Here is a 25,338-nt window from a genome sequence, read left to right as displayed (position 1 = left end):
TCACTGCTCATCGCACCATATTTCTTTCAACATACACGACGTGGCGCGAAAAAGTCAGCAAGACCCGAGGCTCCTTGTAGGGCTTTAAAGTTCATTCGACTTTGACACAACCCTGCGACCGGACGTGGGTCCCCTCAGCGTCGCCGTCGCCGCCGCTCCCGTGTCTTCCACGCGAAAAACCCGGCCACCAAAATGACCGCCACGAGAATCGCCGGAATCATGTACTGATGCAGCACCGCGTGGTAGCGCGCCCACTCGATGCCAATATACTTGCCCACGATAATAAATACCGCCGCCCAAACCAGTGCGCTGACCGCGTTGTATAAGCTGAACACCCCGAAGGAAACCTTGTTGATGCCCGCCAGATAGGGGATGACCACACGCACCCCCGCAATAAACTTGCCGAACAAAATCACCGGGCTCTCATATCGCGTGAACAAGGCGTTCGCTTTGTCCAAGCGTTCGTCGTTGATCCCGACGTATTTCCCGAACCGCACAATCACAGGCCGGCCGAGAAACCGCCCAATGCCGTATGCAATTGTAGACCCGACGATGTTGCCCAGCGCCGCGGCCAACAACAGCGGGAGCAGGCGAAACACCCCGTGTGTCCACTCAATCCCCGAAATCGTCAGCGTCGTTTCGGCTGGAAACGGGATCCCGATATTTTCCGCCAACAAGACGAAAAACACACCTGCGTACCCGTAGTGGTGAAGCAATTGCTGAACGTGATGCACGCTACCCTGTCCTTTCGCGTTCATGCTCGCTACTCCTAGTGTAGCGGTCAAGCGTGCGATTCATCCTTCGTCTGTCAACTTTTTGATGTCCGGTCACTGAACTTTTGCGAGCGAAGCAGCGTCTATCGGTTGCACCCAAGACCCAAAGGAGTGAGTGGATGATTCACGACGCGTTGTTAAACCCTTTCGATACACAGGTCTGTCATTGGGTGAACGGCATGGCCGGACACCACCCCGTTTTGGATGCTGTGATGGTCTTTTTCGCGAAAGATGCGCTGGAGATCTACGCCCTGCTGTTCGTGGTGGCTTGGTTCACGCTGCCCAAACGAGACATCCGAAGCCGGCACGCGCTTTTGGTCGCCGTGTTTTCCGGAATCCTGGCCCTCACCATGAATGTGATCATCTCCCACATCTGGTTCCGGCCCAGACCGTTCACGGTCTTTCCCAAAGGAACGTTTACACAGTTGGTGCCGCACAGCGCGGATGCCTCCTTCCCAAGCGACCACAGCTCCGGCAGCTTCGGCTTTGCAGCCGCATCCTGGGGCCGGCAGCGCAAGTGGATTGGCTGGACGTTCACCATGGTTGCCTGTCTTGTGATGTTCGCCCGCGTCTACGTCGGCGTCCACTATCCAACGGACGTTCTGGGCGGTCTGGTCGTCGGGGTCATCGCCAGCCAAATCGTGTGGCGCTTCTCCCGCCTGCTCTTTCCGCTGACGCGTTTCCTCACGCGGCTGTTCAAGTTCGGCCCTCAAGGCGGCCGCGCCGCGCGGGCCCATCGCACATCCAAACCGCGTTCGATGTGACGGCTTATGCCGTCCCCCGGACGCCTCGGCGCCAGCCCCGCAGCAGCCACGCGGAGGTGGTGCCCACTCCCACCAGCCAGAAGATGCAAAACAGCAGAAGTCCGATAAAGGGGATGCTGACAAACGCCATCATCAGGCTGGTGCCAAGCAGGCTCCGGACCCAAACAGGCCGCTCCGAAACAGAATTTCGCAGCGCCAGGTTTCCGACCCAAAGCGAGACCACCGAAAACCCCACGACGCCGCCGACCAGATAGACAAGCAGCAGCACCACCGCAATGGGCAGCCCCACAATGGTCAGTGCACACAACGCACCGACAGCCAGAAATGCCAGGCTGATGAGCACGCCGGTGATGCCCGTTCGCCGCACAGACTGCTCAATGAATCGCAGCGGTACGCCGATTTGTCGGCGAAACGCGTGGGCGATGAGAACCGACAGCACCAACAGGCCCATTTCGACGATAAGCATGCCCGCCCACGCCAGCAGGAAAAACATCACGCCAAACAGGGCACCGTTCCAGAACGGAGTACTCATGGCGGCGTGGTAGATGGCATCGACCTGTGCGCCGCGATCGGCCGTGATATGTCCCCCGAGGTCGACGACAATGCCCGCCCGCGCAGTGGACGTCAAATGGACGTCCCCGTCGAGAACCAGCAGCACTTCCGAAACGCGGCCCGCAACGGTGGCATCGTTGCCCACAACCACGACGTCTTTCACCGTCTGCCCGCGCACAATGGTCGTCGCATCGGGACTGATAACGGCTTCCCGCGAGACGCTCGTTCCCGCGCTGTGACCCTGCGATGCGCCGCTTGTGTGGATTGGCCCTGGCCCATAGGACGCAGCCGCTTGGGCCAGGGTGACCGGTAGAAGCAGCCACAATGTCAGCACGGCTCCGCAAAGCCAGCCTGCTCGCTTCATCCAACGCCTCATACGACAGCCTCACTTTTCATGGTGCGCAGGACCCGCGACACCGCCAATATGGAAAATCCGCCCAACAGGACACAGAAGATCACGAACCCGACCATCCACAGGTGGCTCATCGAGGAAGACAAGATGACCCCGCCGCGAAATACAGTCAGTGCAAGCCGCAGCAACACGCGGAAGAACATCCCGAAGGGGGAGGCCAGCAAGCCCGCCACCGCAGCCACGCAAAGCACCGCACCCACCAGGTAGAACACCGACAACCGCCGCACCTGGTCTCGTTGGTGCAGGCGCGCGACGTGCTCGAATACCTTCGCTTCCAACGCGGCGGGAACCTCCACGTGAAGGATGGCGGTGTGGACCCTTTCGCTGACGGCACGGAGTTCTTCGAACACCTTCGCACACCCCGGACACGAAGCCAGGTGGCGCACAACGCGACGGCGTTCACCCTCGGTCAGTTCGCCATCCAGGTAGGCGGACAAGAGCTCCTCGATGGATTCGCAAGACGCCGGTTCAACAGGTCCTTCATGAACAGGTCCTTCATGAACAGGTCCTTCATCCAGCGGCATGTCGCAACTCCCCCTTCATCGTGTGTCACCGCGTGTGTCACCGCGCGTCAGCAGCTCCCGGAGCTGTGCACGTGCGTAGTGCAGCCGTGACCGGACCGTGCCAATCGGAATATCGAGAATTTCGGCGATTTCGTCGTAGCCAAACCCCTGCACGTCCCGCAATACAACGATGGTACGCTGTTCTGTGGTCAGTCCATCGAGGGCGCGTTCGACGTCCATCCGAATGTCGGCGGACGCGTGGACGTCGGTCCGGGTCGAAACCTGCTCCGCATCAAGCGGAACGGAGGGCTGTCGTTTGTGCTTGCTCACCCAGTCGAGGGCGGTTCGCACCGTCACCCGCGCCAGCCAGGACGGAAACGTTCGCTCTTCACGCAAGCCCCGCAAGGCGTGATAGACCTTGATGAACGTCTCCTGCGTGACATCTTCAGCATCCATGTTGTTCCGCAAGATGCCGTACGCCGTCCGGAAGACAAAGGCCTTGTACTGTCGAACCAGCGCCTCGAACGCCTCTGTCCGGCCTTGTTTCGCGACGCGGATGAGGTCTACATCGTCTTGCTTCAAACCGCGAACGCCTCCCCGACGACGAAACCTGTGGTCACCTGTGTGCACCGTTTACCAGAAGGACGGTCATCCAGCCAAAATCGTTCACTGGCGCTATCTTTCGCTTGAATCGGCCGAGATATCAGTCCACAAAAACGAAGGGTCCTTGCGGCTTCTGCAGGGACCCTCACGATATTGCAAAGTTCGCGGCCAAACTGGCAGACAACTGCCACGTTCCTCGGTTCCCCGTCCATCCTCTGGGCGGGAAGCGCGTTACGCCTGGGTAAAGGCGGGGTCGTCATACGGATGCGCCACCCAGCCCGAGGGGTCGATAAACAACCGCACGGCGACAAACTTCCGCTCCGCAGTGACCGTAAAGTAGTGCGGGGTATGTTCCGGCACGGAGATCACATCGCCCGCCGTCAACTCGACATCAAAGTAACCGCCGTCCTTGCCCTTGATGATGAACACACCGCTGCCCGCCGCCATCACGCGCACCTCGTCCTCGGTGTGCGTATGAATCTGTTCGAACTTCTTGAGGATCTCGTCCAGGTTCGGCGTGGCCTCAGACATCGCGACGACATCCCACTTCACGTACCCGCGCGCCTGGGCCAGCGCCTCAATCTGCGGCGCGAGGCTCTTCAGAATCTCCTCTTTCTCCGCGTCGTCCAGTTGGAAGCGATTGTGCAGGGCCGCTGGAATTGCATCCAGGGACCAGTGGTCGTAGTAGACGCCGTTGTCCGTCAAAAACTGGCGGATGTTCGCTTCATCCACGAGTTGTTCTCCTGTATTGCGAATGCGGATGGTCGCCATCGTCCATTCCCCCTTAATCCGATGGAAATATGCTACGATACAAGGGTCCATTTGTCTATAGAATTTGTTGATTATAATCGATATGAGGTGACGCAAGTGGCCCAGTCAGATGCATACATATACGCCACCTACCGCGTGGTGGACAAACCGAATCAGTTGCAGGCGCGAGCGGACGGCATCGCGATTGGTCTGACCGTTGGCTCATGGACCGACCTGCCGCAAAGCAAACAGGACAGCGTGCGTCAGCACTGCGGCATTGTGGCGTCCATCGAGGAGGTGGATGCGGGTGCCCGACCGGACGGTACCGTCACAGCGGATATCACCATCGGCTACCCCGTCATCAACTTCACGCCAACCTTCGCGGCGCTGCTCACCACCGTCTTCGGCAAACTTTCGATGGACGGCCTCATCAAGCTGGTCGGCCTGCAGATTCCGGAGCCGTTCGCGCGCGCCTTCCCGGGACCGAAGTTCGGCGTCAACGGCATTCGCGACCGCCTGAAGGTGTACAATCGCCCGCTGCTGATGAGCATCTTTAAGTCCTGCATCGGCAACAACCTGGACGAACTGACCGCTCATTTCACCGAGCAGGCGCTGGGTGGGGCCGACCTCATCAAGGACGACGAAATCTTCTTCACGGAAGCCTACGCCACCCCAGAAGCGCGTGTCGAAGCGTACACCAAGGCGATGGAGCGGACCCGGCGCGAAACCGGCAAGGACGTGCTGTACGCGGTAAACCTGACGGGACCCGTGTTTGAACTTCGCGATCGCGCCCGGCGCCTCTCCGACCTTGGCGCTGGCGCGCTGCTCTTGAACGTGTTCGCCTATGGCCTCGATGTCCTGCGGGAACTCGCGGCGGACCCGGACATCCAGGTCCCCATCATGGCACATCCCGCCGTGTCTGGCGCTCTGTATGCAGCACCGCAGCACGGCATTGCGGCGGATATTCTGCTAGGCCAGCTGCTTCGCCTGGGCGGGGCGGACATCGTGATTTACCCGTCCCCGTACGGGTCCGTCACCCTCGAACGCACCGTCGGCCAGCAGCTGGTCAGCGCCCTGCGCACACCCGGGCCGCACAACGTGTGTCTGCCGGCGCCGTCGGCTGGGATTCACCCGGGGCTCGTACCCATCCTGCTGCAGGATATGGGCGTCGACTTTATTGTCAACGCGGGCGGCGGGATTCACGGCCACCCAGACGGTGCGACGGCGGGCGGCCAGGCGTTTACCGCCGCGATTGACGCGGCCTTGGCTGGCGTGCCCCTGGCAGAGGCCGCGAACCACAGTGAGCCCTTGCGCAAGGCGCTCCTGCGCTGGGGAGAAGCAAAATGAGCGGCGCTGGGACCCGCATCGGTTTCTTTTGCGACTTTGACGGCACCATCTCGGAAAACGATATGATTGCGCAAATCATGCGCCGCTTCGTCCCGGACGAGGCCGCCCCGCTGATTGAACGCGTGAACCGCCGCGAGCTGTCGATTCGGGCGGGCGTGGAAGCCATGTTTGCGCTCATCCCGTCCTCCCGGTTCGAGGAAGTCCGGGACTTCGCGGTGCATACCACGCGGATTCGGGCCGGCTTCGATCGGTTCGTGGACTTTGCTGCGGCGCGCAGCTGGCCCATCACCATCACCAGCGGCGGATTTGATTTCTTTGTCGAGCCCGCAGTCGCACCTTGGCGCGACCGCCTGACCGTCTACTGCAACACGCTGGACACGACCGGACCGAACCTGCGGGTGGTGTGGCCGCACCCCTGCGATGACGCGTGCAGCGCCGACTGCGGACTCTGCAAGCCGACCATTTTGAGGAAGTACCAGGGGCAGTTCGATGACACCATCGTGATCGGCGATGGGGTCACGGATTTTGAAGCCGCGCGCCGGGCTGACTTCGTGTACGCCCGGGCCAGTTTGCGGAAAGAGTGTGAACACCACAACCTGCCGCACGCGCCGTTTGAGACCTTCGACGACATCGTTTCGCATTTGCACCAAACGCGCGGGTGAGCCCCCCGCGCGGATTGCACCGTACAATCTGTGACAGAGGACGTGACCGCACCATGAACCCGCTACCTTCCCTGCAAGAAGCCACCGCGGCTTTGCGCGCGCTCGGCGACGATCTCGGCCGGCGCGGCTGGCTGCCCGCCACGAGCGGCAACCTGTCGGTTCGCCTGGCGGATGAGCCACTCTGCTTCGCCATCACCCGCAGCGGCGCGGACAAACAAAACCTCGCGGATGCAGACGTGCTGCAAGTCGACGCGAGCGGCCGCGTGCTGACGGAGACCGCGTACCGGCCGTCCGCCGAGACGATTGTGCACATCCATTTGTACGAGACGTTTGGCGCTGCAACCTGCGGCTGCATCCTGCATGTGCACACCGTGTTCAACAACCTGGCATCGCAGCTGCACTTTGGCGCCGGGCACGTCCTGCTCGCCGACCACGAACTCCTCAAAGCCCTCGGCCACTGGAACGAAGGCGCGAGGATTGCGGTGCCGATTGTCGAGAACTTCGCCGATTTAGCGCACCTGGGGGAGGCGGTCCGCGCGGCCGCACGGCCTGAATGCCCGGGCGTGCTCGTCCGCAATCACGGCATTTACGCGTGGGGCGCAGACGCATTTGCGGCCAAACGTCACCTGGAGGCATTTGAGTTCCTGTTCGAGTACGACATCCGATTTCGCCAGGCGCAGGCAGCGTTTGGCCCGGACGCGATGCGATAAAGGAGGTCTCGCCCGATGACCTCCGCCAGCAGCCGCCAATGCACCACAGCCCACCCGCACAGCGCCTCCCCGCTGCCGGGTGCGGCACGCCGCGGCCGCTTTGCACCCACCCCGTCGGGCCGCCTGCACCTAGGCAACGCGCGCACGGCGCTGCTCGCCTGGCTGCAGATGCGAAATGCCGGCGGGACGTTCATCCTGCGCATGGAGGACATTGACCGAGCGCGATCAAGATTGGACATCGCCGCGGAACTCCTCACGGATTTGCGGTGGCTTGGCATCGACTGGGACGAAGGGCCCGACATCGGAGGCCCGTATGCGCCGTACACACAAAGCGAGCGGGAGGCGCTGTACGAGGCAGCGTACGAACGCCTGCAGCAAGCGGGCCTGCTGTACCCCTGCTACTGCAGCCGGGCCGAGTTGACGGCCATCGCGTCTGCACCGCACGGACTGCCCGCGGAAGGCCCCGTGTATCCCGGCACTTGCCGCCATTTGTCCCCCGCCGAACGCGCCGAGCGAGCGGCGCGCAAACAGCCGGCCATGCGCTTTTCCCTGCCGGATCGTCCGGTGAGTTTCCATGACCTCGTGCTCGGTTGGCAGCACTTCCCCGCGGGGTACGGCGGCGACTTCATCGTCAAGCGGGCCGATGGCGTGTTCAGTTATCAATTGGCGGTTGTGGCAGACGATGCCGCTATGCACATCACCGATGTCCTGCGGGGCGATGACCTGCTTGACTCGACGCCGCGCCAAATCTGGTTGTACGAAGCCCTCGGTCTGCCAGTTCCACAGTTTGCCCACGTCCCGCTCCTGCTCGGACCCGACGGACGCCGGTTGGCCAAGCGCGACGGCGCCATCGCAATTGCGGAACTGCGGCGCCTTGGCGTCCGGCCCGAGCGGGTGGTCGGGCAATTCGCGTACAGCTGCGGGCTCATCGACCGCCCGGAGCCCGTCGCGGCACGTGAATTGATTCCCTTGTTTGACCTCACACGGCTGAACCGGATACCCAGTCTCATCGATGAAGCATGGCGAATGTGAAACCAGGAGAATGTGAAAACCAGGAATTTGTGCGGCTCACCCTGTCCATTCGCCTTTCCCGGCTGCTCGTCCAAGGACATAAGGTACAACACGTCGGATTCAGAGGAGGGATTGTGATGTACGGTGGAACATTTGGCGGATACACACGGTGGGCAGTGGTGTTCCTGATTATCTTCGTACTGTTCTTCCTGCTCGTACCGGGTTACACTGGCGGCGCTTCCTGCGCAGGTGGCGCGTATTGAGCGGAGGGGCGCTTGATACGGGCCCTTTGGCTGTCGAGAAAAGCTCGACAGCCATTCTTTATGCCTTGAACACATCGCACGCATCTCGGCAGGGTGAACCGTCATCTGTACAGCGACAGTTCATGAACCACCCGTTCTTTCACCAAGCGAAGGCATTCGGTTCCGTCCTTCGCAAAAATGCGCTGCCCATTGACGAGCGCAAACGGCCGGACCCTGCATAATCCGCAGTGGTTCAAACACTCGTCCTGGAGTACGGCAACCTCAGGAAATTCCGCTTCCAGCTCTTCCAAATCCAATGCTGCAAAAGCGTTCCCAGTACAAACTTCCACGATGACAATCCCAAGTGCAGGCGTGTCCATGGCCCTCGCCCCTAAAACCCGTATTCTGCTTCCTTCTGTTCATGCAGCTTCAAGTACGTTTCCGCCAACAGAACCGTATCGTCGATGAGACGGTCCATTCGAAACAGGACATCATCATTGACAATTTCTTTGCGATAGAAATCCTGTTCCTCGATAAACACGTAGGTCTGAACGATTTGCGCCTTCATGTACGCCAAAATCGGTTTCAATTGATGTTCGGCCACTAAATAGTGTTTTGACGATCCCGCCGTCACAATCATACTCGCAACTTTGTCTCTGAGGGCATTCTCCGGCAGCAGGTCAAAAACATTTTTTAACGTGCCAGGAATGGACGCTTGGAAAATCGGCGTACCAATCACAATTGCATCTGCATTCATGATGGCCTGTACGACGACACCCGTATCCCCCTGATATTCCAAGTAATTTCGCCCGTCACTGAAAACAACATCGTATTCCCCTAAGTCAATCATGGTCGCTTCGACGGCTGGATATTTTTCGGCAAGCACGTGCTGCGCGTAATTCAGCGCCGTTCTGGTTTTCGTTCCCACTTTCGACCCGGACAAGAAAACAAACTTCATGACTGCTCCGCCCCCTGCGGCACGGCCGTGTACTTCTTGATGGCTGGCAGGATTTCCGTACCAATCATCTCGATATTCCTGGCCAGTTTGTCAAACGGCACCCCGCCGAAGTCCATCTGCGCGATGTACCGCTGATGGCCGAACAATTCATGCTGGTACAGAATCTTTTCAATCACCTGCTGGGGACTCCCCACATTGATAATGCTGCGGGTATCCGCCCCCTGCGCCCACAGCTGCCTCGAGAATCCCTGTCCATTCGTGACCTTCATGCCTTCATTGATGTGTGGATAGTACTCCCGCAGCGCATCTTGCGTCGTTTCTGCAACATAAAAAAATCCAGCCGTCGCGACAGGAAGTTCGGATGGATCAAACCCCTTCCTGCGCGCTGCTTCCCGATAGGAATCGATGGTACGCTTAAAGACCGTCGCAGGGCCGCCCAAGTGGGCCATAAACATAGGAACCCCGGCATAGCCCGCCTTCACGGCGCTCGCCGGCGTCCCCCCGACTGCGCGCCAAATCGGGATCGACCCGTGCAACGGGCGCGGCAGAATCTGTGCGTCTCGCAAAGGCGCCCGGAATTCTCCAGTCCAGTTCACAATCTCTTCCTCATTGATTTTTAACAAGAGGTCAAACTTCTCCTCGAAGAGCGCCTCATAATCGCGCAGATTGTATCCAAGCAACTCAAAGAGCCCAATTCTGGAAGCCCGGCCTGCAACAAGCTCAGCGCGCCCGTGGGAAATCAGGTCGAGGGTCGCGAAGTTCTCGTACACCCGAACAGGGTCTGACGTGCTGATAATCGTGGACGAGCTTCCGATTTTGAGCTTGCTGGTCGCCTGCGCAATGGCTGACAGGACAACCGCGTGCGCCTGCGTCGTAAAGTACGCCTGATGACTCTCGCCGACGCTGAAAAAATCAACCCCTGCTTGCTCAGCGAGTTTGGCCAGTTCAATGATCTCATGAATTCGCTGCTCGGCCGAAATGCGTTCTCCCGTGTAGGGATTCGGAATGTGGTCGCCCAATGTATAGATGCCAAATTCCAAGCCTTTGCTTGGATCGATTCTGTATTTTTTCATTGATCTCACCTATCGTCAGGTTTGTCGTGATGCTCAGATGACATGCCGAGCAGCCGCCGTCAGGTGTTTCGAATCTGAAAGACGTGACAAAGGGTATTATAGGGCGAAACAGACCATGATGTAAGTACGTACTTTAATGTGATATAGTATAAAAAAAGATACTACAAAAGGATTTAAAGCTACTATGGAAATAAAACCGCAGTTATGCCAGGTGCAAGATGCGCTGTCCATCCTGGGCGGAAAATGGAAGCCCATGATTCTACTGTTCCTTATGCTGGAGGGAACCATGCGGTATCGCGATCTGAAACAGGCACTCCCGGGCATCACGCCCAAGATGCTGACGTCCCAGCTGCGCGAACTGGAACAAGAGGAACTCATCAGCCGCAAGGTTTATCCACAGGTGCCCCCCAAAGTGGAGTATTCCATCACAGCGTATGGCATGACCTTGCGGCCGATTTTGGATGCCATGCATGCCTGGAGTGTGGAGCACATGGCAAGAAAGGCCGCCCGGGTTGCACAAGGTTGAGCAGGCTGTAGATACAGGCCGTAGAGGCGGCCTGTATCAAGAGCCTGAAGTTTGAGCCTCACGGTCGACCCATAGTACCTTCTCAACCCATCGTACTGGACCTTCGTTGGAAGAAACGGCCATCTGTACCTTCTACTCGAACGTTCACGGGGGACCAATTGCTGATTCGGAGGCGAAACTGTTCATTTACGGGCGACCGCAACAACATGAAGGAGGGCGCCCCTCTTCCAAGCGCCCTCTTGTAGTCACAACTAAAGCTTAGTGCCCCACCTTGAAACTCAGCCTACAATATCTTGTTCGCTCACCAGCACTGTCAGATCGGTACCACGAGTTTCGGGCAAGAATAAAAGAGAAATCAGACACAGGACGTACGCAGCTGGACCAAAAATGGAAATACCCCCAGCAAGGCCATACCTACTTCCCAAGAACCCAACGGCGGCTGGAGCAAAAGCGGCAACTCCCCGGCCAAAATTGTACACAAACCCCTGTCCTGCACCTCGAATCTCTGTGGGAAACAACTCTGACAGGAACGGTCCAAAACCACTAAAAATACCCGAAGCGAAAAATCCCAAAGGGAATCCTAGAATCATCATCGTCGAGTTTGAAATTTGGAAGTGAGTATATGATATGACGATCAAGCCGCTAAAAACCGCGTAAATTGCAAACGTTGCCCTACGGCCTATCCAGTCATTGACATACCCTGAAAGTACATAGCCAAGAAAGGAACCAATAATCACCACAAAAAGATAACTGCTAGAACTCATGATGGACAGATGTCGGTCGGTCTTCAAGTAGGTCGGTAGCCAAGTAAAGATTGCATAATAGCCACTTTGAACGCCGACGGCCAGAAGTGATGCAAAGACAGTTCGTCTGAGTATACTTAACTTGAAAATTTTCCAAAAACTCACACCAACGCGAGCTCTCCGAGATTCTACCTTCTTCCATGCATCAGGTTCTTTGACCCTTCTCATGATGAAAAATACAAGCACCGCAGGTATAATGCCTACGATGAACATCAACCGCCAAACCAAATTTGCAGGTGCGACGCTGCTAATGATCATTGACAGGACAACGGCGACTCCCCACCCAAGTGCCCACGACCCTTGTACAAACCCTAAAACTTTGCCACGCTTGTGACTGGCAACTGTTTCCGAGATCAGAACCGCGCCAACGGCCCACTCACCGCCAAAGCCAAGCCCTTCAAGGGCACGAAATACGAGAAGTTCAGGATAGCTGGCTGCAATGCCTGACAAAGCCGTAAACACGGAGTACATGATAATGGCGAATGCAAGAGTTTTTACCCGACCTATACGGTCAGAAATTGTACCTGCGAGAATACCACCAAGTGCTGAGACAAATAAAGTTGTACTCCCAATTATGCCACCCTGCCCCGAGGTCAAGTGAAACGCTTTCAGCAACATCGTCAAAACAAGGGTGTAAATCATATAATCCATGCCATCAAGTCCCCAACCCGTGAACGTGGCCCAGAATGCGGGGCGCTCCTCACGCGTCAGACCCAACAACTTTCCTTGGCTCATTTCATAACCACCTTTGATTTGGACTCATTTCGACCGCACTGGACCGACGCCCAGTATCACGAAGGCATCGCGATCCCCGGCAAATTCAAACCCACGGCTTGGTCAGCAAGTAAAAAGCTATCAACTTTTAAACGGCAAATCGAGGAGATTAGCTGGGTTCTCACATCCCATCATCCGAATGTCCGCTACCGAAATACCATTATTAACCAAACAATTCACAAACTCTAGATAGCCACGTGCCGGTGTCACATGATTGGCCTGACCAAAGTCGGTCTGTAAGACGCAGTTTTCCGGCCCAAGAACTCGGATACTGTGAATAAACTCATCCATTTCCACACTTCTCCACGAGGGCATTAACGGTAGATATGACTTTTCCACAACCGCTCCGTGTTTAACCAATTCACGTTGCAATTCAAGTGTCATTTTGTTAATTCCTAGGTCAGGATGCGCAACAAGAATCTTCCGGATGCCACGTTCCTTTGCCAGTTTCACAAACACGACCGTCTCCTCAGGCGACAAATGACCCGATGCGGCGACAACGTCATGTTCGGCGACGAGATCTAACACATCATACAAAGCTGGTATAACATTGCCGTCTTCGTCTATAATTCGAATACCCGGCTGTGGACGCAACTTCCGCTTGGCAGGTTGCGCACTGTAGTCAGATCCACCGTAATAATCGATATGTTGCTGCGCCGAACCCGTCGGCATCCACACGATTTTTGCCCCTTGGTAAATCGCAAGCTCCGTTGCATACGGATTGATGCCACCAACAAACCAGTTCAATACAATACACCCAAAAATGTCTAGATTCGAATGACGCTCGCGCAACAACTGCGCTCTGGAAGCCGTTGACTCCTCGTGCGCCTTCAAGACGAAGCCACGCATCTTCAACGCTTCCGCTTCCAAGGCCAATTCTTCATCATCAACAGACCTCGCAAAGATGCTAGGAGCGGAGTGAACATGAATATCTATGAAGCCTGATAGATCCGTAAATACGTCCTGACCGCAACTCGAGGATGCACTGAGCAAACCACGTGATGCCCCATCTGGACAACGGGTTTCACTTTTGAACCTACCGGAATGGTTTGAGGCATCTCTCACCGTTCCACCCCCTTCCATATTGCTATCTCCGCACACATGACCGCTAGAAGCCGAACAGGTGGTCAGGTGGTCAGGACAGTTGAATGCGCTACTAATATAGACCAATTTCAGTTCCCTTGCAAGGTTCTTGCGAATTTTACAAATTGACAATCTGTTTGATTCGCGAATGTTCCAAACTACCTTCCATTTCAATTGCGGATCAGAAGTCACTTTCGCCCTGGTCAGGGTGAAGTTGCAACAACAGACGACGAGTCTTTGACTGCAGGCCACCATCTACATCTGATACTTTAAAAGGTGTCGGCACATCACCCGCCACCTCAATCGTGATCTCACTGTCTGACTTTGCCGACAGACGACACTCACCCTCAGTATGCTGAATCCGAATCTGGCGGTCGTGGCCAGGAATAATATAATCTGCAATCGATAAGACTTTTTGAATACTTTCTTGACTTGCTCTTCGGTCCATCGACATCCAGACGTCGCCGGTTTCGGCCTCGTGCAGGTTTTTCACCGCGTCACCTGCGGCCACCCAATTTGCCCCGTCTTCACCCTTCAATATAATGGATATTCCGCCAGGGGTATGACCAGGGGTATGCATCCATCGATGCCCTTCAACGACTCCATCAGCGCCTGTCAATAACTTTAGGCGAGAACCCTGTTGTAACATTTCAAGCACTTCTGTGCAAAGTGCAAAGTCATCAAAACGGGCGGCCTTTGCATGTTGAACTTCCGCTTCATGTAAATACACGGTAGCCTGTGGAAACATCGATACATTTGCAGCATGGTCGAAGTGCATATGGCTCAATATGACGTAATCTATGTCCGTAAGTCGGATTCCCCTGTCCTGTAGTCTGCGAATCAACTCCGGTCGATCACCGAACCCTCCGGTATCAAACAACCCATTTCGTTCTCCACGTATCAATACGCACGAACTCCAACCTAAAAAACCTCGGCTCGACTTACAGGGAAATCCACTGAACAAAACGTCAAAGACCATTTTCGGCCCCTCCCCTCTTTGACTATCTATATGAAAATTTTGCTCGAGGTGACGCCTGTGGCAACTTTCGCAATTTCGCTTGCAATATATTCGCCAATTTTTAACGAAGCCGTTGCAGCGGGTGATGGTGCATTACAGACGTTTATTGTGTGATTCCAATGAACAATATAAAAATCGTCCACCATCGTGCCATCCGGTTTCAATGCCTGAGCTCTCACGCCTGCGGGAGCAGGCTCTAAGTCCTCCGCTTCAATTTCGGGAATCAAGCGCTGCAAGTTTCGGACGAACGCCGCTTTACTGAAGGAGCGCCACATCTCTGAAACGCCTTCCCTCCAATACTTTCCGGCCAGTCGCCAAAAACCAGGGTACAACAGGGCCTCACCCAAATCTCGAAAGTTGATGTCCGTTTTCGCATAGCCTTCGCGCTTCATACTCAAGACAGCATTTGGACCAGCCTCGACACGTCCATCGATCATTCTCGTAAAGTGCACACCAAGAAACGGGAACTCCGGGTTTGGTACTGGATAAATTAAATTTTTCACCAGATAGCGCTTTTCAGGTTTTAACTCATAGTACTCTCCGCGAAACGGGACAATCTTCATCCCAATATCGCCGCCGGCCATGCTGGCCACCCGATCGCTATGGAGCCCCGCGCAGTTAACCAGAAGTTTCGTTTCGTACGTACCCTGATCCGTTTCGACCGAAACGACTCCACCCTTCTCACTAATCCCGAGAATCTCTGTACGGAGCCGCGCCTCTGCTCCCTTGGTCTGGATCAATTCAGCAAGAACATCGCAGACCTGTTTGTAATTCACGATGCCGGTAACGGGCACATGCAGCGCACCAACACTTTGAACATGCGGTTCTAACTCGTGCAGTTCATCGTGGTCGACTTGATGCACGTCGATTCCGTTTTTCCTACCGCGGTCGTACAAGTGCTTCATCAGTGGAAGTTCCGTGTCTTCCGTAGCAACTATGACCTTCCCACAAATGTCGTACGCAACACCGTGCTTCTCACAGAACTCGACGATGGCGCGATTTCCCTCTGTCGCTAATTTTGCTTTCAAGCTTCCTGGTTTATAGTAAATGCCTGAATGTATAACGCCACTGTTGTGCCCAGTTTGATGCGCTCCCCAAGACGCCTCTTTTTCCACAACTAAGAGTTTCACATGTGGATACTGGTTGAGAATCGCCTCGGCTGTGCTCAGTCCCACGATCCCGCCGCCCACAATCAAGAAGTCGTACATTGTGCATCGTCCTCTCAATAACGCGTATTTGCATGGCGAGTCCAGCGCCGCACGTCAATCTTACTTCCACTTATTTGCGGCGTTGAATCTTCGTACCTTCTCTCTTACGGGCGTCCGGTACTCTCTGATTTCTGATCGCACCTCGAATACTTGACGGTTTGAAAACTTCAGCGATGATTCCCTCGTGTTCCACACAGACGTCCCTCGAGTGTCCCGCTCCCGACATTTGTCCTCAACGTGTAACACATGACTTCGCGAATCAAATTTCCAATATGATTTCACAACAATCGGATTCCTCATTATGCTCGCTCACAATCCCATTGTGCAGATGCATGTCACCTGCCTCTCCCGTGTTACTGGATTGCAGTCCAACCGCGCACTCAGCAAGTACTAGAACGTGGAATTGGTTTGATTGCCATGTCCGATTCTCACCTAATCATAAGGTCGTCAGACAAGTATAAGTTTTATCTACAACACGTCGATTGGGATTTGTCAACGCAAAAAGAAAAATCAGCCGTCGGCTATTTTCATTTGGTTCTTTCAACATTAAGATTAAAATTAACTTCTATTATTCTGATCTCCATCGCGATCATATACGTAACGTTACATTTTTGGAGGGCATTAAAGTGGCTTTTACTGCAATCAAAAAACCGCGCATCTACCAGAGCATCATTGAGCAAATTAAACATTTGATAGAAAGCGGAGATATTCAACCCGGCGATAAACTGCCCTCCGAGCGTGCCCTCGCCCAGTCTTTGTCGGTATCGCGAAGTGCAGTCCGCGAGGCTATCAGCGTTCTAGCATCCGCGAACCTCATCGAAGTACTTCCTGGTATTGGAATTTACCTGAAAAAGAGTCCACAAGAGCAATTGCTGGCCGAAATCAACGCACTCATGGAAGACGAGCAGGTGTCGCTACTCGAAATCTTGGAACTGCGGCTCGGTGTTGAAGGACAAGCAGCCTACTTGGCGGCTGAACGTAGAACCTTGGTTCAGCTTGACGTCATTCAGGCTAAATATCGAGCTCTTGAACTAGCGGCGCGCACAAACCAAGTTGCCGCCAAGGAAGACTATGAATTTCATATTTCCATTGTTGCGGCCAGTCAGAATAGACTGTTATTACAAGCCGTCAAGGTCTTTTCGGACAAATTCCACAAGGGTATTCAGCAAAGTCGAACCCGTACGATGCAAGACCCTGACAAGGTGGAAAGAGTGCTCGACGAACACAAAAAGATCTACGAAGCCATTCGTGACGGAGACGCTGAACGCGCACGTCTGATGATGATTTCACATCTGAACGCCATTAAAGAGCGTTATGCTGTGGATTTCAAATAAGTCTGTCTTAAGGTTTTCTTAGAAGTCATAGTCTGGTATCATCAGCTTCAATTGGAGCGTGTACCATGACAGCGCCTCTTTCAACTGGTCCGGCCACCTGACCATGTACTGGCGAGAAACTGAAAGATCTCGAAAAGAGATTCACAAGCAGCCTGATCACGAACAATAGTTGCTAAGTCTCAAACAGGAGTGAGGTCACTCATTTGAATTCACGGCAGATTCACGGCGTTCGAAATGTGATTGCGAGTGGTCGGGTTCTGACAGATGAAGCTGACCGTTACAGTTATGCGTACGATGGTTCATTCGGGACATATCTTCCAGACATTGTCGTTCAAACGAACAAGGTGGATGAAATTCTCGACTTGATGAAGTTTGCTAACGAAGAGCTCATCCCGGTTTACCCGCGCGGGCAATCGACTTCTCTCAGCGGCGGACCGTTGCCCGTCTATGGGGGAATTGTCCTTGACATGTCAGTCATGAACGATGTCCTCGAAATTGACGATCAAAACCTAATTGCGGTCGTCTCCCCGGGCGTCCTGACAGCGGATATTCACAAGGCCGCTGAGCAGAAAGGACTGTTCTATCCTCCCGACCCAAGCAGTTCACACGTCTCAACAATCGGAGGTAACTTGGCGGAAAATTCCGGAGGTCCTCGAGGGCTGAAGTACGGTGTGACGAAAGACTATGTCATAGGATTGGAAGTGATTACGCCGCAAGGCGAGCTAATACGTACGGGTGGCGCAACTGTAAAAAATGTCACAGGTTATGACCTGACGAAACTCATCGTGGGCTCAGAAGGTACACTCGGCATCATAACAAAGGCCATCCTGCGACTCATTCCCAAACCTGCAGCAACGAAAACGGCCATGGCAATTTTTGATTCACTCGTTGATGCTGGCACAGCCATCTCCAAAATCCTGTCTTCTGGAATTTTACCTTCGAAGCTTGAACTAATGGATCAAGCGTCAATGGTTGCTGTAGAAAACTACGAGCCCTGCAACCTTCCCATTGATGCCGCTGCAATGATTTTAATCGAACTGGACGGCCACCCGATGGCCGTTGAAGACGAACTTATCAAGGTGCGCCACCTGTGCGATCGCGTCGGCGCGGTGGAGGTTCGCATCCCAGCGAACCCAGCCGAAGAAGTGGAACTTTGGAAGGCCCGCAAACTCGTGTCCCCTGCTATTGTCCGTATCAAGCCGACGAAAATTTCGGAGGATGCCACTGTACCTCGAAGCAAGATTCCAGAGATGTGCCAACGTCTGCAAGAAATCAAGCAAAAATACAATCTCCATCTCGTTGTCTTTGGACATGCAGGGGACGGGAACCTTCATCCTAACATTGTAGCTGATAAATCTGATAAAGAAGAGATGCGCCGAGTCGAACAGGCTGTTTCGGAAATCTTTGAGGCTGCAATTGCCCTCGGTGGCACACTTTCAGGCGAACATGGCATTGGTTTGATGAAGGCGCCATTTATGGAGATGGAACTCGGTGCAATTGGTGTCCAAATGATGAAGAGAATTAAGCAAAGCTGGGATCCGAATAACATCCTCAATCCCGGAAAAATATTCCCAGAACCTGGACAAAGGCTGGTGTTGACTGAATGAATGAGCTTGAGCAACTCCGTGTTGAATTGCAATACGGAAAGACGAACAAATGCGTTCAATGTGGCTATTGTCTCCCCGTGTGTCCAACTTACGTAACCATGGGCAAAGAGACACATTCTCCACGAGGTCGCATCAACCTTATCAAAATGGTGGGAGAAGGAAAAATAACAGACCTGTCGTTGCTCGAAGAGCCCCTTGATTTGTGCCTGGGATGTAGAGCGTGTGAAACAGCTTGTCCAACTGGGGTCGAATACGGAAGCATTTTAGAATCCGCGCGTGCCGCTATCACAAAAAGAAGGCGTCTTTCGGTTACGAGCAAGGTTCTGAAACGAACGTTCCTGCGCAAGATATTCCCGAGCCGTAAAATGATGCACCTGATTGGCAACAGTATCTGGGTCTACCAAAAGAGCGGTGTGCAAAATGCCGTTCGAAAATTCCATATCACGAACAAGCTCCCGTACCACCTCGGCGATTTCGAAGCCACAGTGACCGAGAGCATGTCACCGAAAGAGCGGCGACAATTCCAGAAATATATGAAAGCACGTGGTGAACGTAAGTATACAGTTGCGTTCTTCACTGGCTGCATTATGGATGCGATGTTCGCGCGCGTCAATCAGTTGTCCGTTGAGCTTCTTGCGTATGTTGGTTGCGACGTGACTGTTGTGGAGGGACAGACTTGTTGCGGCGCACTCCACGCACATGCAGGGGAACTTGAACAGGCCCGATGGCTGGCGAAGCGAAACATCGTGGCGTTCGAGCATTTGAACGTTGATTTTGTCGTCAATAACGCAGGTGGCTGTGGCGCCATGCTTTATGAATACGATCATTTGCTGGAGGACGAAAAAGACTGGCATGAGCGCGCCAAAAAGTTCGTTTCCAAGTCCACTGATATCAGCAAGGTGTTGTCGCTATGCGGCGGAGTTCCGTTTACGCAGCAACTGGGCAACCGCGTGGAGCGCGTCACGTATCAACCTTCATGCCATTTAACCAACGTACAAAGGATTATCGAAGAGCCACTCGAACTCTTAAAAAGTGTTCCAAACGCCAAGCTTATAGCACTTCAGTCCCCCGATACGTGCTGCGGATCTGCTGGAATTTACAACATCGTTCACTACGATGAATCGATGGACATTCTTAATCGAAAAATGGAAGACGTGAAAGAGGTTCAGCCAACTATCATTGTAACGTCGAACCCAGGATGTCTGATTCAGATGAAGCTCGGCATAGAACGGGAAAAACTCAAAAACATCCGTGCACTTCACCTAGTCGAATACCTTGCGGAAGCCGCAGGAATTTCATAAAGATTCTTCAATGGTCGTCAAAAAGACAATACTCGTACCTGTGCGACACCAATGCATATATGTTATGGGTTTGCAGGGAAGGCAGCTGTTCTAATGCGCGGGCCATTGTCAGCGGCCTAGTGATGTGTTTGGCGCCGGACACAAAGTCAACTTCCTTACCTTCTAACGTCCCCGAACTCCGTTCGGATTGGCGTTCCTTGGCCGGCCCTGAATCTGCGTTGTGCCAGCAAGCTTAGGGACCCGTCGGGTATCCCACCTCTTGCCGACCTTGCATGGAATGTCACTGGTCATCCAAGCAGGGATAACAGCCCTACAGTTACCCTACATCTTGCAGTACCCTCTTATCTTGTGTCCTCTTACATCAATGAATGAAACGGATCGTCATAGGATATCGATAGGGTTCGCCGCTAGACACCTTCATCGCGGCCACAATCACCATCACGACCTGAAAGACCGCTAACGCCATCAGGATGACAAAACCAATGAGAATGAGACAAAGGATGGCTGCGAAAATTCCGTAAATCAGCAGTGATATGTGGAAATTGAGCGCTTCTTTCCCCTGTTCATCCACAAACGGAAATTCATCGCGTTTGATCAACCAGACAATCAACGGTCCGAGAATCCAACCAAACGGGATAAACCAGCCTGCGAACGCCGCCAAGTGACAAGCCATGGCCCAATTCTTTTCCTCCGAAGTCACGCACACGCCTCCTCGCCCACACAGCGAAAATCCGTGATTCCCTCCACGCAGAGCCAAGCACGACGAAATCACGCAAACTCGTTTTCAAATCCTTAGGGCCAACTCCTTAGATTCAAACCCTCAGGTCCAACGCCTCATTGAGAAACTGTACGACGCGTTCTTTGATGGTGTCACGCACCTCGTGAAACTTCGCTGTGACGGCCTCTTCGGAACCTGTTACCTTCGCTGGGTCTTCGATGCCCCAGTGCAAACGCCTCACGTGCGGCGGCGTCACGGGACACTTGTCATTCGCATCGCCGCAGAGCGTAATCACATAATCGGCGTTGTTGAGTCTATCGAGATCGATGATATCCGATGTATGGTGCGAAATGTCCACTCCCGCGTCCCGCATGGCCGCCACCGCGCGTGGATTCAGGCCGTGCGCTTCGATGCCTGCGCTGTAGACTTCGACTTGATTTCCTGCAAGAAACCGGGCCCAGCCTTCCGCCATTTGACTGCGGCATGCGTTGCCCGAACACAGGAAATAGATGATCGGTTTCCTCACACGGTTGCCTCCTTCAGCAGTCCTTTAACACAGCAATTTGGCGTTTTTCAGATCCAAAAACCTCCTGATATCGTGAAGGCTGCCCGGACAAGCACGAATGACAGGAGGCTGAAGAAGGGTGGAAAAACGTGAACGCCAAAATTCAACGCACCACCAAGAGGCGCCTATGATTGGCGTGGATATTTCCAAGTTAACACATGTGGCAAGAAGCTTACACGTCCGAGGCCTCGGGCTTGGCGGGCCACTCTACTTCGAGAATACCAGGGCTGGGCTCGAGGGTCTAGGGCACTGGCTAGAAAATCCCTAAGCCTGTACGACTCGATGGGTTTCATGAAGTGCAACGAGATCCACCTCCCATGCGTCTACATAATGAACACCCCGAGGTGGTGAATGCGAGACATGAATTCAGAAGCCAGAGACGGCGTTGAACAATTGTTCGACCAATACAAAAATGAGGTGTTTCGCTATGCCCTATATCTTCTCAAAAACCGAGATGACGCCCAGGATGTCGTACAAGAGGTGTTTCTAAGAGCCTACAAATCATGGGATAGGTTTCGTGAAGAGTCTAGCCACAGAACCTGGTTATTTCGAATCGCCCACAACTATATACACGACATCATACGACGTAAGAAGACGCAATATCGGTATTTGAAAGATCTCGGTAGTGAACTAAGGGTATCTAGGACACTCGAATCAAAGCTGGAGATGTTGGATCTAATCTCGACATTGAGTATACAGCATCAACAAGTGCTCCTGCTGCGCTTTGTTGAGGATCTGTCCGCAGAAGACATTGCGCGCATTTTCGGCTGGACAGCCGCAAAAGTTCGGACGATACAGCACCGCGCCCTCAAACAGTTACGGATGGCCGTGGATGATAACGGAGCTGAGATGCAAATGGGTGGTGATTCGAGTGGCCATTGATGGAGTACTGGCAAAACAACTGGCCGTGTTGGCGGATGAGGAAATGTCGGAGCATGAAGCGTTCGCGGTAAAAGCGGCCCTGTTGAAACGAATTGAGCAAGAGGTCCCAAAGCGGGGGTGGCACTCGCGAAGTATGGGGATTCCTATGGCTGCAGCAGCCGCAGTCATTGTATGTGGCGTCGCCGTAACTTCCGTGGTGCATCACGGCACGGTGCGTCACCCAATTCATGTGACTGCCACAGACGCGATGGCTAATTCCATGGGGATCTCTATTCCGACAGTTTCGGAACCACACGTTAGGCCGCCGACAACTTATACGCCGATACCCCTGTCGAATCCGCCTGCCACGTCGCCAAATAAAATGCGACCAACTCACTTATATGGCCTAGCCGCACTGCAGCAGGCTGACTTTAAGGTCAAAGTGCCATACATTCCAACAGGATACAAACCAACAAATATGATGCTGGTCAAGGAAGCTGCAGCGAACAGTGAGATGGTGCAACAATACTTCAAGGACAATCAAGGCGACCAAATTATCGTATCTGTAGTCAAGGAACCCACACCAAGTTTCTTTGCGATGGGTGGCACTCACGAAACAACCTTCGATAATACTCATGTACAAGTCATAGGCTGGAGCGCTTCAGGTCATTCATATGTTTTCATTCAGGACGGGTTACTCTACCGAGTTGATAATGTGCCTAAATCCCGGACCAAATTCCTTCCTGAAGACGACATCGTTGGATGGCAAGTGGTTGACTCGCTGATTAACGGAACTGCAACCTACAACTAAGGTGCAGCCCCCGCGTGGCGGGGGCTAATATTAACAGCTACGGTTCAGTTTAAGCCCCCAGGTTGTGCAGCCGGAACCTTGTTCGATACCAGTGTCGATGAAACCGTAGTTCACGTTGTTAATTGCTGCCCACCATTGGCTGTTTTGCTCGTACCCGTACAAAATCATGAGGTTTTTGTACGTATCACCAGGCGCCCCAGTATCAGTGCAAATCATAGTTCCAGCAGACATCGTCCAACTGAAGTTCCCAAATTGATCGTACACGCTCAAGGACTTCTGCGTCTCGAAAACATAATACTTCTGATCGGGAAATGTTGGATGCCAAATGTTGTTCATCGTGTAGAAGCAATAGTCGATAACGGCCAGCGAACTTGTGGCAGCAATATACCCGTTCACTGGGAAGGTGCCGTTATGCAGGATTCCCACTTCGACATAGGACACATTGTTATCGATAAAAATTTGCGGGCTAGAATACACGTCGATCGTTACGCTTCCGGGTTGTACGGACCACTTGTTCGTGGTGTAATTCACGAAAGCTTCCCCCGGAGCGAGGGTTCCTACTGTTGGATACGTCGTTGCCATTGATTCTTGCCCCTTCGAGAATTGGTAGAGCAGGTGGCCACCGCTCACTCGTATCATAGTAGTAACCGTTCTTTTTCGTCCGGGCTAATTGGAAAACATCCCAAACATTTACTGATTAAAATCGATCATCCTAAATTTCGATACAATGATTGCGCAGCCGAACGCCACATGCAATACTTTCACAAATGCAGTGTCATACAGCACCATCCTCGAAAGCCTAAGAGGTGTCACGCCCATGAACCACAAATTTCGGATCCACAACATTTACTAGATCACGCCTTCCAATGGGAAAAGCGGCATTATCCGCCGTATCCAGCCGATATTCGTTGGCATGAAGATGGCAACATGAGGAATATGACCGGGAAACCAAAACCACTCGCTATTGCATTTGGATCGAGCGCATCACCAAATCGCGATGGCATCCTTAGGTCCCTGTATTCCCACAGTCAACCCGTAGCGCCGCGAAGGCGCTGCCGCCTCAAGGGCTTGACAACCTCCTTTTTGACAAATCCGTTCTCACAGGCGTATATTAAGTTTAACTTAATAATCGAAACTTAATTCATGCAGAAAGGTGCGTTATCTTTGAAGCAAAAAGAGCTTGGACGTTTTTCAGACGTCTCGTTTCTGGTGCTGTCGAGTCTATCAAGCGGCCCCAAACACGGTTACGCCATGATGGAGGACATTCTGGCGTTTAGCGGTACACAGCTGGAGCCGGGCACCCTGTACGGCGCGATAGCCCGTTTGGAAAAGCATGGCTGGATTGAACCGCTTGCCGCTGAGGAACGTCGGCGCCCGTACCGCATCACAGCCGACGGGGTCACCGTATTCCGGCACATGGTCGCGACCTTGGAACAAGTCGCAGCGATCGGAAAACAGCGCTTGAACGCATTGGAGGGATTCTGATGCGGTGGTTGCTGCGATTGTACCCTCGAAACTGGCGTGCGCGCTATGAACAAGAGATGCTGGCGCTCCTGGACGATCACGGCGTTTCACCGCTCACGGTTCTGGACTTGCTGATCGGCGCGCTGGACGCTCACTTGAATTACGACGGAATCATGGAGGAAGTGTCCAACATGGTGCAACGGCTCCGTTCAAGTGTTGTGTTGACATTCTCTGCGTTTATGTTGTTCGGCCTGGGTTGGTGCCTGCTCGCCAGACTGAACGATCCCGTGTCAACCTTCCGGCAGGCATCCGCATCGTTCCCAGCGCTGCGTCTCCTGTTTCGCGCAGAAACGGTTGCGGGATGTCTCGCATTTGTCGTCTTCCTTTGCGCTGGCATACCCATTGTATGGAAGGCCGTTCAGCGAGCGGCTGCCCAGCGCCAGAACAACGTCCTAAGACTGTTTTGGACGGCGGTCACCTGCCTCGCGCTGTTTATCGTTTCAACGGTCATTGTGTGGGCCTGGCACCCGCCCGTTTCTGTTTTGGCAGGCTATCTGCTCGTTGTACTCTTGCTCTTTGTCATCGGCTGCGTGTCAGTCGCATCCATGGTCGCGAAAAGTCCGTTCGAGCCCGCCGACTTAACATTTGTCGTCGCGCCTGAGGCTGTCCTCTCATTCTTTATGGCTGCGACCGTGGCGCTGTCGGCGATTCTCATCGGCGTCGTTGCCGCCCACACGCCGCAGTTGTTTCAGTCCCAAGATGTGAGCGCGCCCATATTCATTATCGGGATTGTCTTCATGGCCGTTGGCACACTCGTCTCCGGCGGGGCCCTGTTTCGCGGGGTGTCGAAGCGCTCAACCCATTGACACGCGCGAGAAATGGGCCGTCGAAGCAAAATCGACGCC

The 25,338-nt window shown here is 54.0% G+C and carries 29 protein-coding genes; 14 read left to right on the top strand and 15 right to left on the bottom strand.

The window, feature by feature from the left end; all coding sequences use genetic code 11:
- Nucleotides 1–134: 134 nt before the first annotated feature.
- The gene (locus tag JI721_RS07025; protein WP_274457323.1) at nucleotides 135–758 is read right to left on the bottom strand and encodes a DedA family protein; all 624 of its coding nucleotides are present in this window, start codon (nucleotides 756–758) and stop codon (nucleotides 135–137) included.
- 134 nt (nucleotides 759–892) lie between these two features.
- On the opposite strand from JI721_RS07025, the gene JI721_RS07020 reads away from it, so the two are divergent.
- A complete protein-coding gene (locus JI721_RS07020) occupies nucleotides 893–1,537 on the top strand; it encodes an undecaprenyl-diphosphatase (RefSeq protein WP_274457322.1) in 645 nt (214 codons plus the stop codon).
- Between the two features lie 4 nt (nucleotides 1,538–1,541).
- Here JI721_RS07020 and JI721_RS07015 read toward each other — a convergent pair whose 3' ends face one another.
- From JI721_RS07015 to JI721_RS07000, 4 genes are all read right to left on the bottom strand, one after another.
- Nucleotides 1,542–2,453, bottom strand: a complete 912-nt coding sequence (locus JI721_RS07015; protein WP_274457321.1) for a hypothetical protein — start codon at nucleotides 2,451–2,453, stop codon at nucleotides 1,542–1,544.
- Nucleotides 2,454–2,461: 8 nt separating this feature from the next.
- Nucleotides 2,462–3,025 (bottom strand): anti-sigma factor family protein, encoded by a 564-nt coding sequence (locus tag JI721_RS07010; protein ID WP_274457320.1) that lies wholly within the window; start codon nucleotides 3,023–3,025, stop codon nucleotides 2,462–2,464.
- 15 nt (nucleotides 3,026–3,040) lie between these two features.
- A complete protein-coding gene (locus JI721_RS07005) occupies nucleotides 3,041–3,586 on the bottom strand; it encodes an RNA polymerase sigma factor (protein ID WP_274457319.1) in 546 nt (181 codons plus the stop codon).
- A gap of 252 nt (nucleotides 3,587–3,838) precedes the next feature.
- Complete coding sequence (locus tag JI721_RS07000; protein WP_274457318.1) at nucleotides 3,839–4,378, bottom strand: 1,2-dihydroxy-3-keto-5-methylthiopentene dioxygenase; 540 nt, start codon at nucleotides 4,376–4,378, stop codon at nucleotides 3,839–3,841.
- A 96-nt stretch (nucleotides 4,379–4,474) separates the two neighbouring features.
- Between JI721_RS07000 and JI721_RS06995 the strand changes: the two genes are divergently transcribed.
- The 5 genes from JI721_RS06995 (at nucleotide 4,475) to JI721_RS06975 (ending at nucleotide 8,350) form a co-directional block, all read left to right on the top strand.
- Nucleotides 4,475–5,704: a 2,3-diketo-5-methylthiopentyl-1-phosphate enolase gene (locus JI721_RS06995; RefSeq protein WP_274457316.1), complete on the top strand. Its 1,230-nt coding sequence runs from the start codon at nucleotides 4,475–4,477 to the stop codon at nucleotides 5,702–5,704.
- Nucleotides 5,701–6,366, top strand: coding sequence for an MtnX-like HAD-IB family phosphatase (locus tag JI721_RS06990; protein WP_274457315.1), 666 nt, complete (start codon nucleotides 5,701–5,703; stop codon nucleotides 6,364–6,366). Before JI721_RS06995 ends, JI721_RS06990 begins: the two co-directional genes overlap by 4 nt.
- Nucleotides 6,367–6,419: 53 nt before the next feature.
- Nucleotides 6,420–7,076 carry a methylthioribulose 1-phosphate dehydratase gene (gene mtnB / locus JI721_RS06985; protein ID WP_274457314.1) on the top strand — a complete coding sequence of 219 codons (657 nt, stop codon included), beginning with the start codon at nucleotides 6,420–6,422 and terminating at the stop codon, nucleotides 7,074–7,076.
- A 15-nt stretch (nucleotides 7,077–7,091) separates the two neighbouring features.
- The gene (gene gluQRS / locus JI721_RS06980) at nucleotides 7,092–8,108 is read left to right on the top strand and encodes a tRNA glutamyl-Q(34) synthetase GluQRS (protein ID WP_274457313.1); all 1,017 of its coding nucleotides are present in this window, start codon (nucleotides 7,092–7,094) and stop codon (nucleotides 8,106–8,108) included.
- 116 nt (nucleotides 8,109–8,224) lie between these two features.
- Nucleotides 8,225–8,350, top strand: coding sequence for a hypothetical protein (locus tag JI721_RS06975; protein ID WP_274457312.1), 126 nt, complete (start codon nucleotides 8,225–8,227; stop codon nucleotides 8,348–8,350).
- 101 nt (nucleotides 8,351–8,451) lie between these two features.
- Here the strand turns inward: JI721_RS06975 and JI721_RS06970 are convergent, their stop codons facing one another.
- The 3 genes from JI721_RS06970 to JI721_RS06960 are packed head-to-tail and all read right to left on the bottom strand — an operon-like array spanning nucleotide 8,452 to nucleotide 10,360.
- Nucleotides 8,452–8,709, bottom strand: a complete 258-nt coding sequence (locus tag JI721_RS06970; protein ID WP_274457311.1) for a YuzB family protein — start codon at nucleotides 8,707–8,709, stop codon at nucleotides 8,452–8,454.
- Nucleotides 8,710–8,720: 11 nt separating this feature from the next.
- Nucleotides 8,721–9,287, bottom strand: coding sequence for an NADPH-dependent FMN reductase (locus JI721_RS06965; protein WP_274457310.1), 567 nt, complete (start codon nucleotides 9,285–9,287; stop codon nucleotides 8,721–8,723).
- A complete protein-coding gene (locus JI721_RS06960; RefSeq protein WP_274457309.1) occupies nucleotides 9,284–10,360 on the bottom strand; it encodes an LLM class flavin-dependent oxidoreductase in 1,077 nt (358 codons plus the stop codon). The genes JI721_RS06965 and JI721_RS06960 overlap by 4 nt, the downstream gene beginning before the upstream one ends.
- Before the next feature lie 184 nt (nucleotides 10,361–10,544).
- On the opposite strand from JI721_RS06960, the gene JI721_RS06955 reads away from it, so the two are divergent.
- A complete protein-coding gene (locus tag JI721_RS06955; RefSeq protein ID WP_274457308.1) occupies nucleotides 10,545–10,886 on the top strand; it encodes a winged helix-turn-helix transcriptional regulator in 342 nt (113 codons plus the stop codon).
- A gap of 278 nt (nucleotides 10,887–11,164) precedes the next feature.
- On the opposite strand, the gene JI721_RS06950 is transcribed toward JI721_RS06955, so the two are convergent.
- From JI721_RS06950 to lhgO, 4 genes are all read right to left on the bottom strand, one after another.
- Nucleotides 11,165–12,424, bottom strand: a complete 1,260-nt coding sequence (locus JI721_RS06950) for an MFS transporter (protein ID WP_274457306.1) — start codon at nucleotides 12,422–12,424, stop codon at nucleotides 11,165–11,167.
- Nucleotides 12,425–12,544: 120 nt separating this feature from the next.
- Nucleotides 12,545–13,528, bottom strand: coding sequence for a DUF6282 family protein (locus tag JI721_RS06945; protein ID WP_274457305.1), 984 nt, complete (start codon nucleotides 13,526–13,528; stop codon nucleotides 12,545–12,547).
- Nucleotides 13,529–13,727: 199 nt separating this feature from the next.
- On the bottom strand, nucleotides 13,728–14,525 hold the full coding sequence (locus JI721_RS06940; protein WP_274457304.1) for an MBL fold metallo-hydrolase: 798 nt from the start codon (nucleotides 14,523–14,525) through the stop codon (nucleotides 13,728–13,730).
- A 26-nt stretch (nucleotides 14,526–14,551) separates the two neighbouring features.
- Nucleotides 14,552–15,772, bottom strand: a complete 1,221-nt coding sequence (gene lhgO, locus JI721_RS06935; RefSeq protein ID WP_274457303.1) for an L-2-hydroxyglutarate oxidase — start codon at nucleotides 15,770–15,772, stop codon at nucleotides 14,552–14,554.
- 626 nt (nucleotides 15,773–16,398) lie between these two features.
- Between lhgO and JI721_RS06930 the strand changes: the two genes are divergently transcribed.
- The 3 genes from JI721_RS06930 to JI721_RS06920 all read left to right on the top strand — a co-directional run bounded on the left by JI721_RS06930 (nucleotide 16,399) and on the right by JI721_RS06920 (nucleotide 20,014).
- Nucleotides 16,399–17,106, top strand: coding sequence for a FadR/GntR family transcriptional regulator (locus JI721_RS06930; protein ID WP_274457302.1), 708 nt, complete (start codon nucleotides 16,399–16,401; stop codon nucleotides 17,104–17,106).
- A 203-nt stretch (nucleotides 17,107–17,309) separates the two neighbouring features.
- The gene (locus JI721_RS06925) at nucleotides 17,310–18,713 is read left to right on the top strand and encodes an FAD-binding oxidoreductase (protein WP_274457301.1); all 1,404 of its coding nucleotides are present in this window, start codon (nucleotides 17,310–17,312) and stop codon (nucleotides 18,711–18,713) included.
- Nucleotides 18,710–20,014: a (Fe-S)-binding protein gene (locus JI721_RS06920; RefSeq protein WP_274457300.1), complete on the top strand. Its 1,305-nt coding sequence runs from the start codon at nucleotides 18,710–18,712 to the stop codon at nucleotides 20,012–20,014. Before JI721_RS06925 ends, JI721_RS06920 begins: the two co-directional genes overlap by 4 nt.
- Nucleotides 20,015–20,375: 361 nt before the next feature.
- On the opposite strand, the gene JI721_RS06915 is transcribed toward JI721_RS06920, so the two are convergent.
- A complete protein-coding gene (locus tag JI721_RS06915; RefSeq protein WP_274457299.1) occupies nucleotides 20,376–20,714 on the bottom strand; it encodes a DUF4870 domain-containing protein in 339 nt (112 codons plus the stop codon).
- Between the two features lie 112 nt (nucleotides 20,715–20,826).
- Nucleotides 20,827–21,204 carry an arsenate reductase/protein-tyrosine-phosphatase family protein gene (locus JI721_RS06910; protein ID WP_407654101.1) on the bottom strand — a complete coding sequence of 126 codons (378 nt, stop codon included), beginning with the start codon at nucleotides 21,202–21,204 and terminating at the stop codon, nucleotides 20,827–20,829.
- Nucleotides 21,205–21,657: 453 nt separating this feature from the next.
- Between JI721_RS06910 and JI721_RS06905 the strand changes: the two genes are divergently transcribed.
- Entirely contained in the window at nucleotides 21,658–22,179 is a 522-nt protein-coding gene (locus tag JI721_RS06905) for an RNA polymerase sigma factor (protein WP_274457297.1), read from the top strand.
- Entirely contained in the window at nucleotides 22,169–22,969 is an 801-nt protein-coding gene (locus JI721_RS06900) for a hypothetical protein (RefSeq protein ID WP_274457296.1), read from the top strand. The genes JI721_RS06905 and JI721_RS06900 overlap by 11 nt, the downstream gene beginning before the upstream one ends.
- 30 nt (nucleotides 22,970–22,999) lie before the next feature.
- Here JI721_RS06900 and JI721_RS06895 read toward each other — a convergent pair whose 3' ends face one another.
- Nucleotides 23,000–23,551 carry a hypothetical protein gene (locus JI721_RS06895; RefSeq protein WP_274457295.1) on the bottom strand — a complete coding sequence of 184 codons (552 nt, stop codon included), beginning with the start codon at nucleotides 23,549–23,551 and terminating at the stop codon, nucleotides 23,000–23,002.
- A gap of 582 nt (nucleotides 23,552–24,133) precedes the next feature.
- Between JI721_RS06895 and JI721_RS06890 the strand changes: the two genes are divergently transcribed.
- Both JI721_RS06890 and JI721_RS06885 read left to right on the top strand, forming a co-directional pair.
- On the top strand, nucleotides 24,134–24,454 hold the full coding sequence (locus JI721_RS06890) for a PadR family transcriptional regulator (RefSeq protein ID WP_274457294.1): 321 nt from the start codon (nucleotides 24,134–24,136) through the stop codon (nucleotides 24,452–24,454).
- Nucleotides 24,454–25,299 (top strand): hypothetical protein, encoded by an 846-nt coding sequence (locus JI721_RS06885; protein WP_274457293.1) that lies wholly within the window; start codon nucleotides 24,454–24,456, stop codon nucleotides 25,297–25,299. The genes JI721_RS06890 and JI721_RS06885 overlap by 1 nt, the downstream gene beginning before the upstream one ends.
- Nucleotides 25,300–25,338: the final 39 nt, after the last annotated feature.

Origin of the sequence: Alicyclobacillus cycloheptanicus (assembly GCF_028751525.1) — a bacterium.
Classification (GTDB): domain Bacteria; phylum Bacillota; class Bacilli; order Alicyclobacillales; family Alicyclobacillaceae; genus Alicyclobacillus_L; species Alicyclobacillus_L cycloheptanicus.
This window is presented reverse-complemented; position numbering and strand designations above follow the sequence as displayed.